Raw genomic sequence first — 14,777 nt, forward strand, 5'->3', positions numbered from 1 at the left:
GCAGCCAACAAGTGCGCGTGACCGATCACTAGTACCGGTTGATCAGGTACCCGCATTCCGCGGGTTTCGTCGGCCGCTGATCCTGCGGCCGGGTCCGCGTGGAAGAATTTCAGGCCGTGAAGACCTTCGACGGCCTGTTCGCCGAGCTCAGTGAAAAAGCACAGACCCGCCCCGCGGGCAGCGGAACCGTCGCCGCACTGGACGCCGGGGTGCACGGACTGGGCAAGAAGATCCTCGAGGAGGCCGGCGAGGTGTGGCTGGCGGCCGAGCACGAGAGCGATGCCGCGCTCGCCGAGGAGATCAGCCAGCTGCTGTACTGGACGCAGGTGCTCATGCTCGCCCGCGGTCTGAAGCTCGACGACGTGTACCGGAACCTGTGATGGGCGTCCTGCGTGTTGCGGTGCCCAACAAGGGCGCGCTGAGCGAGGCGGCCGCCGAGATCCTGTCGGAGGCGGGCTACCGTCGCCGCACCGATCCGAAGGACCTGACCGTCGTCGACCCGGCGAACAACGTCGAGTTCTTCTTCCTCCGGCCCAAGGACATCGCCATCTACGTCGGGTCCGGCCAGCTCGACCTGGGCATCACCGGCCGGGACCTGGCGGCCGAGTCTGATGCCCCGGTGCGCGAGCGGCTGGCACTGGGATTCGGGTCCTCGACCTTCCGCTACGCCGCGCCCAAGGGCCGCGACTGGTCCGTGGCCGAGCTCGGGGGCAAGCGGATCGCCACCGCCTACCCCAACCTGGTCCGTAAAGACCTCGCCGACAAGGGCATTGAGGCGACCGTCATCCGGTTGGACGGCGCGGTGGAGATCTCGATCCAGCTCGGGGTGGCCGACGTCATCGCCGATATCGTCGGTTCGGGACGCACGCTGGGCCTGCACAACCTGGTGGCGTTCGGCGAATCCCTGTGCGACTCCGAGGCGATCCTGATCGAACGCGCCGACACCGAGCCGGATCCCGCGCGCGACCAGCTGGCCGCCCGGGTCCAGGGTGTGGTGTTCGGGCAGCAGTACCTGATGCTCGACTACGACTGCCCGCGCACTGTATTGGAGCAGGCCACCGAGGTGACACCGGGACTGGAGTCACCCACCATTGCGCCGCTGGCGGACCCCGACTGGGTCGCCGTCCGAGCGCTGGTGCCGCGCCGCGATGTCAACTCGATCATGGACCGGCTGGCCGCCATCGGGGCCAAGGCGATCCTGGCGTCGGACATCCGGTTCTGCCGATTCTGATACACCCGGAACATTGCTCGGGGGCGTGTTAGCGTCCCGGGTATGACCGTGGTGGTAGTGCTGCTGCTCGCGTTGTTGATCGGTGTGGTGGCCGGACTCCGGGCGCTCACCCCGCCCGCGGTGGTGGCCTGGGCCGGCGCGCTGGGGTGGATCAACCTCGACGGCACCTGGGTCCACTGGCTGACCCACCCGATCACCCTGACGGTGCTGACCATCCTGCTCGTCGTCGAGCTGGTCACCGATCAGCTGCCGTCGACGCCGAGCCGAAAAGTGCCGCCGCAGTTCGGCGCCCGGCTGCTGACGGGTGGATTCGCCGCGGCCGTCCTGGTCACCGGCGCCATCTATCAGGCCAAGACGGGCACTATCGTGTCCGGTGTCGGGGCGGGCATGATCGGAGCCGTGCTGGGCACCCTCGGCGGCGCCGAAGCGCGGAGCAGACTGGTGGCCCGGACCGGTGGCCGCGACCTGCCGATCGCCCTCACTGAGGACGTGATCGCCATCGTCGGCGGTTTCGTCGTCGCCGCCGCAGCGTCGCTGCTGTAGTACATGTCCAGCGACACAACGTCTTTCGACGCCATCATCATCGGTGCCGGCCAGGCCGGGCCGCCGCTTGCCGGACGGCTGACCGAGGCCGGACAACGGGTGGCGGTCATCGAACGCCACCTCGTCGGCGGTACCTGCGTCAACAGTGGATGCATCCCCACCAAGACCCTGGTGGCCAGCGCGCACGCCGCGCACCTGGCCAGGCGCGGTCCCGAATACGGGATCGGCACGGGCGACGTCACCGTCGACATGGCAAAGGTCAAGGCCCGCAAGGACAAGATCATGCTCGGTGACCGGGCGGGCGTCGAGGGCTGGCTGGAGGGGATGGACGGCGCCACCCTGATCCGCGGGCACGCCCGGTTCGTCGACCCGCGCACCATCGACGTCGACGGCCGGCTGCTGCGCGCGGACCGGTTCTACCTCAACGTCGGTGGCCGCGCGTCGGTGCCCGATCTGCCTGGGCTGGACGACATCGACTACCTCACCAATGTGTCGGTCCTGCAGCTCGATGCGGTGCCCGAGCACCTGATCGTCATCGGCGGCAGTTACATCGGGCTGGAGTTCGCGCAGATGTACCGGAGGTTCGGTGCCGACGTGACGGTCGTCGAACGCGGGTCCCGGTTGGCGTCGCGGGAGGACGAGGACGTCTCGGCCGCCATCCGGTCGATCCTCGAGTCCGAGGGGATCGCGGTACACACCGACGCGTCCGACATCCGATTCGAGCAGCGGGAGAACGGGATTGCGGTGACGCCCAGAGCCGGGGCCGAACCCGTCGTCGGCAGCCACGTGCTCGTCGCGGTCGGACGCAAGCCCAACACCGACGACCTCGGGCTCGAGCACGCCGGTGTCGAGACCGACGCCAGGGGTTATGTCGTCGTCGACGATCAGTTGCGGTCCAGCGCCGAACACATCTGGGCGATGGGGGACTGCAACGGCAAGGGTGCGTTCACCCACACGTCGTACAACGACTTCGAGATCGTCGCCGCGAATCTGCTCGACGATGATCCCCGCCGCGTCAGCGACCGCGTCACCACCTACGGGCTGTACATCGATCCGCCGCTGGGGCGGGCCGGAATGACCGTAGACGAGGTCCGCCGGTCGGGCCGAAAGGCGTTGGTGGGCAAGCGCCCGATGACCAGAGTGGGCCGCGCGGTGGAGAAGGGCGAGACCCAGGGCTTCATGAAGGTCGTCGTGGACGCCGAGACCCGTGAGATCCTGGGCGTGGCCATCCTCGGGGTGGGTGGCGACGAGGTGGTGCATCTGGTGCTCGATGTGATGACGGCGAAGCTGCCCTACACCGCCATCTCACGCACCATGCACATCCACCCCACCGTGAGTGAGTTGGTGCCCACCATGCTGCAGGAACTCACGCCGCTGCAGTAGCCGCCCGGCGTCGACGTCGGTCTGTGCGCCCGCACCCACCCAGAAACCGAGCCGGTTCAGATCGTCCTCGCTGCCGCTGGCGCTGTTCCAGCCGGCACCCAAACCCAAGCTCACCCAATGCATGTGGTGCTGGGCGGCGAACACCGACAGCCGGCCCGTTCGGAGTGGTCTCGATGACCCCGTCGGCAATGGTGGTGTCGCCCATCCACTGGCTGCGTTCGGCCGGATCGGTGATCGCCGCCCAGACGGCCTCGACCGCATGGGGCAGGCGGCGCTCGAAGCGCAGGGTGGCGAGATCGCCCTGCACGGTGAGTTCGCCTTCGTGGCAAGTCATTTCGCGCCCTTGTCCAGGTGGCGTTCGAGCGCGTCGAGGTGCCCGGTCCAGAACTGGCGATATCGGGCTATCCAACGATCCATCTCGACCAGACCGTCGGCACGCAGCGCGTAGACCCGGCGCTGGGCGTCCGCGCGGACCTCGACGAGGCCGACCTCGCGCAACACCCGGAGGTGACGCGACACCGTCGGCTGTGTCAGGTCCGGCAGGGTGGCGACCAGTTCACCGGCGGTGCGCTCGCCGCCACGCAAAGCGTCGAGCAGGGTGCGCCGACTGGGTACGGCGACGGCCTCGAACACATCCACACTTCGAGTATTGCATTGCGCGTATATAGACGCAATACGATATTTCAATCGGTGGACGGTACGGCGATCGCGCCCGCCGCCACCTGCCCGGACAGGTCCTCGCGCAGGGTCTGCGCGGCCGCAAAACCGTCGGCGTACTCGGTGCGGACATGCTTGTAGTCGCGCTCGACCTGAACCGGCCACCGCGCCAGACCCGTCGCCCGGGCGAGCAGTATGAACGGCAACACCACCAGCTGCAGCGCGGAGTCGAGCAACCAGATGACCAGCACCAGCACCACCGCGAGCGTGTAGAAGATCAGCTTGCCCGCACCGATGATCAGCCAGAGCACCACACCCACGGTCAGCTGTAGCACCCGCAGGACGATGCCCGGCTCCTTCGCCTCCTGCGCGGGGGTGGCGTCGGTGTTGGTGTCGTCGGTCGACGGGCTGTGCAGCATCTCCCGGAGAGAGATCGGCCGTCGCCACGGCAGCCAGCGCCGGCGCACGGTCCAGGTGGCGCCATCCGGCGTGACAAGGCGATGTTCGGTCATCGGTTACCTCCGCTGCACCAACAAGGTCTGGGCCGACGTGCCGATGAAGCCCTGCCGGTCGAAGATCTCGGCGTTGGTCACCCCGATCCCGTCCGGGCCGATCGACCCGCGCGACCGCAGCGCAAAATCGCCACCCACCGGCGCGCGGTGCAGATGCACCGCCGTATCGGTGTTCATGAACACGAACTCGGCCGGATCGAGCGCCGCGCCCACCCCGTTGGCCGAATCCACCACCATCGCCATGCGTTGCAGGTCCGTCAGCGGCTCGGCGTCGACGAGCGGCACCAACGGGCTCATCCACGTCACCGCCGCTTCGCCCGGGGCAGTGCGCTGGGCGCGCCAGCTGACTGTCTCCAGATATCCGGGTGCGCCCATCCAGCCATGCGGACTGTCCAACGCATCGCCCTCCACCAGCGGGGGATAGCGGTCGGTGGCCGCGTCCCTGGTGTCGCTGGTGGCCAGCAGCCAGGCACTGACGGTGGCGACCGCCCGGTCGGTGCCATCGGGACGGGTGGCCAGCATCTCGGCGTCCACCTTGGCGATACGCGCGCCCGGGCGCACAACCCGGGCCCGGACCTTCACCTGGGCCACCGGGATGGCGCCCAAGATGTCCAGCACCAACCGCCCGACCCGCAGCTCGGGGCGATCCGCGCAGAGTTCCTCGATGGCCTTGGTCATCAGGGCCAGCGGCGGTGAGCCGTGCTGGATGGCCGAGTCCCAATTACTGGCGGTGCCGATGGTGGATTCGAACACCGCGAGATCACCGTCCGAACCCGTTCGGCGGTAGTGACAATCGATCATGCGGCCGGCTCGGCGGGATCAGGCCAACCCGGATATTCGGGCGGGGTGCCGCCGAACGCGGGGCAGAGTTTCTGGTGGCTGCACCAGGCGCACAGCCGCGACGGCTGCGCCCGGAAATCGCCTGTCACGCCGGCGGATTGGATGGCCCGCCAGATCGCCATCAACGTCCGCTCGAACCGCTCCAGCTCTTCGAGTTCGGGTGTGTAGTCCAAGATCTGGCCGTCGGCGAGGTACACCAGCCGCAGCCGTGCGGCCAGCACCCCGCGGGACCGCAGCAGCGCCACGGCGTAGAACTTCATCTGGAACAGCGCCTTGGCCTCAGCGAACGGCACGCGGCCCGTCTTGTAGTCGACCACCCGCAGTTCTCCGGTGGGCGCCACATCGATGCGGTCGACGAAGCCGCGTAACAGCGTGCCGTCCGTCAGCTCCACCTCGACGCGTTGTTCGCAACTCTGCGGGTCGAAGCGGGTCGGATCCTCCAGCCGGTAGTACCCCGTCAGCAACTTGCGGGCATCGGCCAGCAGTCCGTCGCGCGCCGCCTGGTCCAGGTCGGCGAGGTCCGGCGATTCGGACAGCATGCGGTCCCAGGCAGGCCCGACCAACGCCAGCGCGGCATCCTTACCCCGTCCGGCGGCGGGCAGTCCGTACAACTGCTCCAGTGCGGCATGCACCACCGACCCCCGCACCTGGGCGACGGACGTGGGCTCGGGCAGGCGGTCGATGGCGCGGAAGCGATACAGCAGCGGGCACTGCTTGAAGTCGCCGGCGCGCGACGGCGACAGCGCCGGGCGCCGCAACGTCAGTGGCACGCTCATGACACCCAGCCTAGATTCGGCCACCGACAACGGTTGGCAGCGCGGACGGCGCGTCTGGCACTCTGATACCCCGTGTCCACTACCGGTCCGTTCGTCGTCGGCGATCGAGTTCAGCTCACCGACCCCAAGGGGCGCCACTACACGATGGTGCTCGCCCCCGGCGCGGAGTTCCACACCCACCGCGGCGCACTGGCCCATGACGACGTGATCGGGCAGCCCGAGGGCAGCGTGGTGAAGTCCGCCAACGGCGATCCGTTCCTGGTGCTGCGTCCCCTGCTCATCGATTATGTGCTGTCCATGCCCCGCGGCGCCCAGGTGATCTATCCCAAGGACGCCGCGCAGATCGTGCACGAGGGGGACATGTTCCCCGGCGCGCGGGTGCTGGAGGCCGGGGCCGGGTCGGGTGCGCTGACCTGCTCGCTGCTGCGGGCGGTCGGCCCGCAGGGCCAGGTCATCTCCTACGAGGTCCGCGACGACCACGCCGTACACGCGATCCGCAACGTCGAGACGTTCTTCGGCGAGCGGCCCGCCAACTGGGACCTGCGGATCGCCGACCTGAACGACTACGAGGGACCGGAAGTCGACCGCGTCGTGCTCGATATGCTCGCGCCGTGGGAGGTGCTCGGCGCGGTGTCCGGCGCCCTGGTGGCCGGCGGCGTACTGATCGTCTATGTGGCCACGGTGACGCAGCTGTCCAGGACTGTGGAGGCGCTGCGCGAACAGCAGTGCTGGACCGAGCCGCGGTCCTGGGAATCGCTGCAGCGCGGCTGGGATGTGGTCGGCCTGGCGGTCCGCCCCCAGCACAACATGCGCGGCCACACCGCGTTCCTGATCAGCGCCCGCAAGCTGGCACCGGGCACGGTGACGCCGACGCCGCTGCGCCGCAAACGTCAGGTGCCCTCAGCGCTGGTGACCGAGAAGTAGGAGCTGGTTCGCGCTCTCGCGGCTCAACTGCCACGCGTTGTCGATCGGCGAGAACTGCATCGGGAACGTGAACGCCGTCGCCTGCGATGCGGGATCGGCACTGGTGATGTCGACGGTGGCGGTGACATCACCCTGCTGGGTCCACTTCAGATCGGTCGCCCGGAAAGCCAGCGGCGCGTGACCGCCGTCGACGATCGCCTTGGTGAATCGGTCGAGTGCCGCGGCGTCGTCGGGCGACGCGAACTGCACCAGTCCCAGCTTCTGATCACCGGGAATCGAAGGGTCGGCCATCCGCGCCAGCACATCGGTGAGTGCCTCGGGAGCGGGCAGCGGGGCCTGCGCCGGCGCAGCGGGGGCGCTCGCGACGGTCGAGATCGTCGCCGCTGTCGGCTCGGGCGGAACCGTCTCCTCGGCGCAGCCGGACAGTCCGAGCGCCGCCATCGTGACGATGGSGGCGCTCAGGACTGCCCTACTGCGGTGGGGCATAGAGGCCAATCAGCCGGCCGCGGTGAGCAGCGACAGCGCCGACTGCTTGGAGATCTGCCAGCCGGTGGGGCTGGGTCCGGCGACGAACTGGACGTTCTCCGTGGCGGTGGCCCCGAGCGCGGTCGTCGCGGTGACGTCGGCGTTCACCACGCCACCCAGGTCGTCGATGTTGACGATGTTGAACGTCAGCGGGAACTTGCCCTCCGCCGCCGCCCGGCTGTAGGCGCGGTCCGCGGCGATGCTCTCGATGCGCCCGATCCCGCCCTGGATGTAGGGCGCCTTGGCGGAGAACCCGCCGCCGGAGGCCAGCGCCTGCAGCGTCTGGGCCAACGGCGCCGACAGCTCCGGCGCGGGCGTCTGCGGCATCGGAGCGCCCCATACGACCGGGGTGATGGCCGGCGCGGCACCGACCGTGAGGGACGTCGCACCGCCTGCCACTACAGCGGCTGCGGCCAGACCGGTCACGAGGGGTTTGAGGAACACAGTGGTCCTTTCGATTGGGCCATCTCGATAATGAGGTTAACAAGGTTGCTGGTGTGTCGAATTCCTAGACCGCACACAAAGGCTGAATCGCCGGTAGCGTTGAAGTTGTTACTGCACCAACATTCGGTGCGGGAGGGAGCGCAACATGAGCGAGTCCGAGCGTTCAGAGAATTTGAGTGACGATCTGAACACACCGATTTCCAGCGACGACGCTGCCGAGTTGGAGCGCCTGCGCCGCGAAACGGCCGCGCTCCGGGAACAGCTGGAGGATACGGTCGGGCCGTCCAGCGGGCTGCGAACCGCCCGGGATGTGCACCAGCTCGAGGCGCGCATCGACTCCCTGGCGACCCGCAACGCCAAGTTGATGGACACCCTCAAAGAGGCCCGGCAACAACTGCTGGCGCTGCGTGAGGAAGTGGACCGGCTGGGTCAACCGCCCAGTGGATACGGCGTGCTGCTGGCCGCCCACGAGGACGAAACGGTCGACGTGTTCACCTCCGGGCGCAAGATGCGCCTCACCTGCTCGCCGAACATCGAGACCAGCACGCTCAAGCAGGGTCAGACCGTGCGCCTCAACGAGGCGCTCACGGTCGTCGAGGCCGGCGCGTTCGAAGCCGTCGGTGAGATCAGCACCCTGCGCGAGATCCTGTCCGACGGGCACCGCGCGCTGGTCGTCGGTCACGCCGACGAAGAGCGCATCGTCTGGCTGGCCGAACCGTTGGTGGCCGCGGAGTTCCTGCCTGAGGGCGTCGAGGTGCAACTCGACGAGGACGACAAGCCCCGCAAACTGCGGCCCGGTGATTCGTTGCTGGTCGACACCAAGGCCGGCTACGCCTTCGAGCGCATCCCGAAGGCCGAGGTCGAGGATCTCGTCCTCGAGGAGGTCCCCGACGTCAGCTATGGCGACATCGGTGGCCTGACCCGGCAGATCGAGCAGATCCGCGATGCTGTCGAATTGCCGTTCCTGCACAAGGACCTGTACCGCGAGTACGCGCTGCGGCCGCCCAAGGGCGTGCTGCTCTATGGTCCGCCCGGATGCGGTAAGACGCTGATCGCCAAGGCCGTGGCCAACTCGCTGGCCAAGAAGATGGCCGAGATCCGCGGCGAGGATTCCCGGGAGGCGAAGTCCTACTTCCTCAACATCAAGGGACCCGAGCTGCTCAACAAGTTCGTCGGCGAGACGGAGCGCCACATCCGGCTGATCTTCCAGCGCGCACGGGAGAAGGCCTCCGAGGGCACCCCGGTGATCGTGTTCTTCGACGAGATGGACTCGATCTTCCGTACCCGCGGCACGGGCGTGAGCTCGGATGTGGAGACCACGGTCGTCCCGCAGCTGCTCAGCGAGATCGACGGTGTCGAGGGACTGGAGAACGTCATCGTCATCGGCGCCTCCAACCGCGAGGACATGATCGACCCGGCCATTCTGCGGCCCGGCCGCCTGGACGTGAAGATCAAGATCGAACGCCCGGATGCCGAAGCGGCACAGGACATCTTCAGCAAGTACCTCATTGAGTCGCTGCCGATCAACGACGACGATCTCGGCGAGTTCGTGGGCGACCGGTCGCTGACCATCAAGACGATGATCGAGAAGGTCGTCGACCGGATGTACGCGGAGATCGACGACAACCGGTTCCTGGAGGTCACCTACGCCAACGGTGACAAGGAAGTCATGTACTTCAAGGACTTCAACTCCGGGGCGATGATCCAGAACGTGGTGGACCGGGCGAAGAAGTACGCCATCAAGTCGGTGCTCGAGACCGGCCAGAAGGGTCTGCGCATCCAGCACCTGCTGGACTCGATCGTCGACGAGTTCGCCGAAAACGAGGATCTGCCCAACACCACCAATCCCGATGACTGGGCCCGGATCTCGGGTAAGAAGGGCGAGCGGATCGTCTACATCCGCACGCTGGTCACCGGCAAGAGTTCGTCGGCCAGTCGGGCCATCGACACCGAGTCCAATCTCGGGCAGTACCTCTAACCGTCGTCGACGATTCCGGCGGCGATCGCGCGCCACCGATGGGCCTGCGCGCCACCTCGCGCGCCAGCGTGACGTAGCGCGGCATCAGCGCGATACCCACACCCGCCGCGACGAGTTCCTCGACCACGCGGAAATCATTGACCCGCTGAGTGATCCGCACCGGCACCCCGGTCAGCACCGCGATCGACTTGAACACGTCGTCCACCATCAGCCCGCCCTCGACACCGATCCAGTCGGCGGCCGCCAGGTCGGACAGTTGAACCTGGTCGTGGGTCGCCAGTGGATGATCCGGTGGCAACAGCACGTCCAGCGGTTCGCGCAGCAAGGTAACCGAACTCAGCCGCGGTCCCCATTCGGTCGTGTCGCGGTCATCGCGGTGTACCACCACCACGTCGAACTCGGCAAGCTGTTGCGGCGCCCGCGCGGCAGGCGTGTCGATGTCGCGCCCGATGACGTCGACGCCCCGGCCACCGGCCCGGATGATCAACGGCGCCAACAGCATTGCCGCGCCGGATGGGAACAGCGACACGCTCACCTCGCCCCGCGCGGTGGTGCGGTAGGCGTCCATCTCGGCCACTGCCCGGTCCAGCGCGGCCAAGACCACCTCGGCGTGGCCGACCAACACCCGCCCGGCATCGGTGAGTCGCACCCGGCGACCCGCCGGCTCGACGAGTGCGACGCCCGCTTCCCGCGCGAGGATCTTCAGCTGTTGGGACACCGCCGACGGCGTCATCGACAGCACGTCGGCGACGGCGGCCACGGTGCCGTGATCGGCAAGCTCCCGCAGCATGCGCAATCGATGGGTGTCCATACGTCGATAGTAAAGGGATGCTACACATATAGCTAAGAATCAGTAGATTGACTGAACTCTTGTGGCCCGACAGGCTGACGCCATGAACCGCGTCGATCTCGCCCTACTCGCCGTGGCCGCGGTCTGGGGTTCGAGCTATCTGGCCACCAAGGAGACGGTCACCGGCGACTCCGTATTCGCCTTCATCGCACTGCGTTTCGGTATCGCCACCGTGGCGCTGGCCATGCTGCTCGGCAGACATCTGCGCGGGGCGGGGCGGGCCGAACTGCGCTCCGGCGTGCTCTTCGGCGCCATCCTGACGGCGATCCTGGTGTGCGAGACCTACGGGGTCACCATGACCTCGGCGTCCAACGCCGGGCTGATCATCGCCCTGACCATCGTCATCACCCCGATGCTGCAGCGCACGACGGTGCCGCCGGCCTTCTATGCGGCCGCGGGGTGTGCGGTGCTGGGTTGCGCCCTACTGGCGCAGTCGGGCGGCTTCGCCGCGCCCGGGGCCGGGGATGCGCTGATGGCGGCGGCCGCCGTGCTGCGCGCCGTGCACGTCACGTTCATCGACCGCACCGACCGGCGGCGCCAGACCGACCCGGCGGCGACGACCTTGACCCAGTTGGCGACAGTGGCCACGCTCGGTGCCGTATCTGCTTGCGCCGGTGGACAACTGGGGTTTGTCACGGACCTGTCGGCTACCGATTGGGCGTTGACGGTCTATTTGGCCTTGGCGTGCACCGTCTTCGCGTTCGGCGTCCAGATGTGGGCACTGCGGCGAACCACACCGGCCCGGGTGAGTCTGTTACTGGGCACCGAGCCGCTGTGGGCCGTGCTCGTCGGCATCGGGCTGGCCGGCGAGCGGTTGTCCCTCGTCGGCGTGCTCGGCGCCGTCCTGCTGCTCGGCGGAACCACCTGGGGCCGTGCGGTTCTGACCCGCTTCCAGCTCCAGGTAGGCGTCGCGGCCCGCGAGGCTGACCGCGACATCGGCGATCAGCGGATCGAAGAAGCGTTGCCGGTACAGCGGGTCGACGCTGGTGCTGACGGTGAAGTACAGCCCGGACAGCACCGCGACGAACAGCGAGGTGTGCACCACCGTCTGAGGAATGGGGATGTGCACGCCGAACCACGTACCGGCACAGGGCGGCGATCCGACAGCGCAGCTCTCCTCGGCCGACCACAGCACCGTCACGTCATCGGGAATCGCGATGATGCCCAACGCCAGGAAGAACGCGAACAGCCCGGCGGTGAACAGCACCACCTGAATCGCCTGTGACACCACCATGATCGCGACGACGTTGATGTTCTCGGCGCGTGACAGCGCGGGCCGGGGCGGCTGGTGCCCGGGGGGTGGCTGCAGCGGTGTGCCGGCCAGCAACCGGGCCGGATCGGTCTGTTCGGCGCGGTCGTCGCGCAGGGCCTGCACCTCGTCGCGGATGGTGGTGACGACGAAGACCAAGGCGACCAGAGCGAGGAAACCGATGGTCTGCCACAGTCGTTGGCGCGTCATCCGGGCGGCGAGCTGCCACAGCTCGCCGGTGAAGTAGACCACCACCGTCAGCATCAGCAGCGGGAGCGCCCGGCTCATCAGGGTGCCGAGTGCACCGAGTTGGATCCAGGCGAACCGGAACGCCCAGGCGGCGATGGACCCGAAACCCAGGTAGGTCAGCCAGATCGCCAGCAGCGAGATCAACACGAAGACCGGGGCTTCCGCGGCCGCCTCGCCCGTCCACCCGCTGACGGTCAGCGGCATGATCGCCACGAAGATCGCCATCACGATCCACGCGCCGGAACGCCTGCCGGTCTCGCCGAGGCGGCTGTCCAGCCGGTGTAGCACCGTCAGCGCGAACGGCGCGGCGAGCAACACCGCGGCGATCACCCCGAGTCGCAGCGCGTAGTAGTAATCGGGTCGCTCGTCGGTGACCTCCGCCAACAGCATCGTCACGGCCGTCAACGCGCCGACGGCGGAGATCATCGGCGCAGAACGCTCGACGAGCCCGCGGGACCGGACCCGCCTGGTGAGTACCAGGGGCAGGCCGCGATGCAGGAACCACTCATGCACGGCCGCTGTCTCTGACACGGCGACGGAGTCCATAGCGGGCACTGCCACATTGTCGATGATCTGGTGCAATCTGGGGGAGATGCCACGAGAACTTCTGCGCCCCGCGAACTGGGGGATATCCGCCCGGTCCGCCTTCGTCGCGGCCAGCGTGGTGTTCGTCGCGCTCGGCGCGGCGGGTGTGGTGCTGTCGGTGGTGCTGTACCAGTCGATGCTCAGCAGAGCCGACAACGCCGCATCCGAACGGGTGTCGCAACTGGTGGCGGCCATCGTCACCGGTGGTCCGGCGACGGTCGGCGATGACCTGCTGACCACCGACGGACGCATCAACGCCGTGCAGATCATCGACGAGGGCGGGGCGGTGGTGCGGCGGTCGGCCGCGACACCCGACACCCCGCTGATCCCGGTCGCCGAGATCGGTCCCGATGGCAGCGGGCATGTGGCGCAGTTCGGGCAGATCAGATTCAGCACCCAGGCCGTCACCGACGGCCATGGGCACCGGTTCACCGTGGTCGTCGGCGAGCGTCGCGCGAAGGTGACCGAGACAGTGGGCACGGTGGCGGTGGCGCTGGCGGTCGCCGCGCCGGCCGTCATCGCGGTCTCGGCCTGCGCCACCTACCTGCTGGTGCGACGGTCGTTGCGTTCGGTGGACGACATCCGGTCCCGGGTCGCTGCCATCACGACCTCCGACCTGTCCGGCCGGGTCCCGGTGCCCGACCGCCGCGACGAGATCGCCGCGCTCGCGGTGACGATGAACGAGATGCTGACCCGCATCGAGGCCGGGCACGCGGCCCAGCAGCGATTCGTCGGTGACGCCTCCCATGAGCTGCGCAGCCCGCTGGCGACCATCATCTCCGCGCTCGAGGTGGCTCAGGCCCACCCCGATCTGCTGAATGCCGAACTGGCCGAACACACGCTGCTGCCCGAGGCGCACCGGATGGCCGGCCTGATCGACGACCTGCTCCTGCTGGCCAGGGCCGACGAACGGGGTCCCACCGCGAGATTCGGCGACGTCGACCTCGACGATCTGGCCATCGACGCGGCGCGCAGCCTGCGGCGCGCCACCTCGCTGGAGGTGCGGTGCGAGGTGACGCCGGCCCGGGTGACCGGTGATGCCGCGGCGCTGGCCAGGGTGCTGCGCAATCTGCTCGACAATGCTTCCCGACATGCCATGTCCCTCATCGAGATCACCGTCACCGGTCCCGGCACTGCGGCCGGTGGCGCGGTGCTCACGGTCGGCGATGACGGGCCGGGGGTGCCCGAACCGGACCGGCTACGGGTGTTCGACCGCTTCGTCCGGTTGGACCGGGACCGCTCACGCAGTGCGGGCGGTTCCGGCCTCGGACTGGCGATCGTGGCCGAAATCGTTGCGGCCCACCGCGGCCGGGTCTGGATCGAGGACCGGCCGGGGGGCGGTGCCCGGGTGACGGTTCAGCTGCCGCCGGTCACCCGGTAGCCGACGCCGCGCACCGTTTCGATGGTGTTGGTGCCGAACGGCGTGTCGATCTTGCGGCGCAGATAACCGACGTACACCTCGACCACGTTGTCCGGCCCGTCGTAGTGGGTGTCCCACACGTTGTGCAGCAGTTCGGCCTTGGCCACCGCGACGTCCTTGTGGCGCATCAGATATTCGAGCAGGCCGTATTCGCGCGGGGTGAGGGCGATGGGCGTCTTCGCCCGCGACACCGAGCGGTGAATCGGATCCAGCGTCAGCGTTCCTGCGGTGAGCAGCGCGGGTCGCTGAGTCGTGCTGCGGCGCAACAACGCACGCAGGCGCGCGACGAGCACGATGAACGAGAACGGTTTGGTCAGGTAGTCGTCGGCGCCGAGGTCGAAGGCATCCGCCTGGTCATAGTCACCGTCTTTGGCGGTGAGCATCATGACCGGCGTCCACACCTCCCGGGTCCGCATCCGGCGCAGCACCTCGTAACCGCTGATACCGGGCAGCATGATGTCCAGGACGACGACGTCGTACTGCCCCTCGGAGGCCAGCCGCAGGCCGGCCATCCCGTCGGCGGCCTCGGTCACCGCGAAGCCCTCGGCGCGCAATCCGGCGGTCAGGGTGGACCGTAACCGGGCTTCGTCCTCGACGATCAGTAGTTTCAT

The 14,777-nt window shown here is 68.2% G+C and carries 16 protein-coding genes and 2 pseudogenes; 8 read left to right on the forward strand and 10 right to left on the reverse strand.

All coding sequences use genetic code 11. From position 1 onward, the window contains the following. The first annotated feature begins 98 nt into the window (after positions 1 to 98). The 4 genes from AC1DY7_RS19230 to AC1DY7_RS19245 are packed head-to-tail and all read left to right on the forward strand — an operon-like array spanning position 99 to position 3,157. A complete protein-coding gene (locus AC1DY7_RS19230) occupies positions 99 to 380 on the forward strand; it encodes a phosphoribosyl-ATP diphosphatase (RefSeq protein WP_477495303.1) in 282 nt (93 codons plus the stop codon). Beyond that, a complete protein-coding gene (gene hisG / locus AC1DY7_RS19235; RefSeq protein ID WP_477495304.1) occupies positions 380 to 1,231 on the forward strand; it encodes an ATP phosphoribosyltransferase in 852 nt (283 codons plus the stop codon). The genes AC1DY7_RS19230 and hisG overlap by 1 nt, the downstream gene beginning before the upstream one ends. A gap of 42 nt (positions 1,232 to 1,273) precedes the next feature. After that, positions 1,274 to 1,774, forward strand: a complete 501-nt coding sequence (locus AC1DY7_RS19240; RefSeq protein ID WP_477495305.1) for a DUF4126 family protein — start codon at positions 1,274 to 1,276, stop codon at positions 1,772 to 1,774. A 3-nt stretch (positions 1,775 to 1,777) separates the two neighbouring features. Next, positions 1,778 to 3,157, forward strand: coding sequence for an FAD-containing oxidoreductase (locus AC1DY7_RS19245; RefSeq protein ID WP_477495306.1), 1,380 nt, complete (start codon positions 1,778 to 1,780; stop codon positions 3,155 to 3,157). A 6-nt stretch (positions 3,158 to 3,163) separates the two neighbouring features. Here the strand turns inward: AC1DY7_RS19245 and AC1DY7_RS19250 are convergent. The 5 genes and pseudogenes from AC1DY7_RS19250 to AC1DY7_RS19270 form a co-directional block, all read right to left on the reverse strand. Further along, a pseudogene (locus AC1DY7_RS19250) lies at positions 3,164 to 3,307 on the reverse strand (NADPH-dependent FMN reductase); the annotation flags it as partial. A 180-nt stretch (positions 3,308 to 3,487) separates the two neighbouring features. Continuing rightward, a complete protein-coding gene (locus AC1DY7_RS19255) occupies positions 3,488 to 3,796 on the reverse strand; it encodes an ArsR/SmtB family transcription factor (RefSeq protein WP_477495307.1) in 309 nt (102 codons plus the stop codon). A gap of 44 nt (positions 3,797 to 3,840) precedes the next feature. Further along, positions 3,841 to 4,326 carry a hypothetical protein gene (locus AC1DY7_RS19260; protein ID WP_477495308.1) on the reverse strand — a complete coding sequence of 162 codons (486 nt, stop codon included), beginning with the start codon at positions 4,324 to 4,326 and terminating at the stop codon, positions 3,841 to 3,843. 3 nt (positions 4,327 to 4,329) lie between these two features. Continuing rightward, entirely contained in the window at positions 4,330 to 5,127 is a 798-nt protein-coding gene (locus AC1DY7_RS19265) for a thioesterase family protein (RefSeq protein ID WP_477495309.1), read from the reverse strand. Beyond that, positions 5,124 to 5,942, reverse strand: a complete 819-nt coding sequence (locus AC1DY7_RS19270) for a RecB family exonuclease (RefSeq protein WP_477495310.1) — start codon at positions 5,940 to 5,942, stop codon at positions 5,124 to 5,126. Before AC1DY7_RS19270 ends, AC1DY7_RS19265 begins: the two co-directional genes overlap by 4 nt. A gap of 72 nt (positions 5,943 to 6,014) precedes the next feature. Between AC1DY7_RS19270 and AC1DY7_RS19275 the strand changes: the two genes are divergently transcribed. Next, a complete protein-coding gene (locus AC1DY7_RS19275; protein ID WP_477495311.1) occupies positions 6,015 to 6,866 on the forward strand; it encodes a tRNA (adenine-N1)-methyltransferase in 852 nt (283 codons plus the stop codon). Here AC1DY7_RS19275 and lppK read toward each other — a convergent pair. Both lppK and AC1DY7_RS19285 read right to left on the reverse strand, forming a co-directional pair. Continuing rightward, complete coding sequence (lppK, locus tag AC1DY7_RS19280) at positions 6,843 to 7,307, reverse strand: lipoprotein LppK (RefSeq protein WP_477495312.1); 465 nt, start codon at positions 7,305 to 7,307, stop codon at positions 6,843 to 6,845. The genes AC1DY7_RS19275 and lppK overlap by 24 nt on opposite strands. A gap of 54 nt (positions 7,308 to 7,361) precedes the next feature. Beyond that, entirely contained in the window at positions 7,362 to 7,835 is a 474-nt protein-coding gene (locus tag AC1DY7_RS19285) for an MTB12 family secreted protein (protein WP_477495313.1), read from the reverse strand. A gap of 145 nt (positions 7,836 to 7,980) precedes the next feature. On the opposite strand from AC1DY7_RS19285, the gene arc reads away from it, so the two are divergent. Next, positions 7,981 to 9,813 carry a proteasome ATPase gene (gene arc, locus AC1DY7_RS19290; RefSeq protein ID WP_477495314.1) on the forward strand — a complete coding sequence of 611 codons (1,833 nt, stop codon included), beginning with the start codon at positions 7,981 to 7,983 and terminating at the stop codon, positions 9,811 to 9,813. On the opposite strand, the gene AC1DY7_RS19295 is transcribed toward arc, so the two are convergent. Then, positions 9,746 to 10,624, reverse strand: coding sequence for a LysR family transcriptional regulator (locus AC1DY7_RS19295; protein ID WP_477495315.1), 879 nt, complete (start codon positions 10,622 to 10,624; stop codon positions 9,746 to 9,748). The two genes, arc and AC1DY7_RS19295, sit on opposite strands and share 68 nt — an antisense overlap. Positions 10,625 to 10,706: 82 nt before the next feature. Here AC1DY7_RS19295 and AC1DY7_RS19300 point away from each other — a divergent pair. After that, positions 10,707 to 11,465: pseudogene (locus AC1DY7_RS19300) on the forward strand (DMT family transporter); the annotation flags it as partial. Here the strand turns inward: AC1DY7_RS19300 and AC1DY7_RS19305 are convergent. Further along, complete coding sequence (locus AC1DY7_RS19305; protein ID WP_477495548.1) at positions 11,418 to 12,707, reverse strand: hypothetical protein; 1,290 nt, start codon at positions 12,705 to 12,707, stop codon at positions 11,418 to 11,420. The pseudogene AC1DY7_RS19300 and the gene AC1DY7_RS19305 overlap by 48 nt on opposite strands. Before the next feature lie 46 nt (positions 12,708 to 12,753). Between AC1DY7_RS19305 and AC1DY7_RS19310 the strand changes: the two genes are divergently transcribed. Continuing rightward, a complete protein-coding gene (locus tag AC1DY7_RS19310; RefSeq protein WP_477495316.1) occupies positions 12,754 to 14,127 on the forward strand; it encodes a sensor histidine kinase in 1,374 nt (457 codons plus the stop codon). Here the strand turns inward: AC1DY7_RS19310 and AC1DY7_RS19315 are convergent. Further along, on the reverse strand, positions 14,103 to 14,777 hold the full coding sequence (locus AC1DY7_RS19315) for a response regulator transcription factor (RefSeq protein ID WP_477495317.1): 675 nt from the start codon (positions 14,775 to 14,777) through the stop codon (positions 14,103 to 14,105). The genes AC1DY7_RS19310 and AC1DY7_RS19315 overlap by 25 nt on opposite strands.

Source organism: Mycobacterium sp. P2_H7, assembly GCF_056403275.1.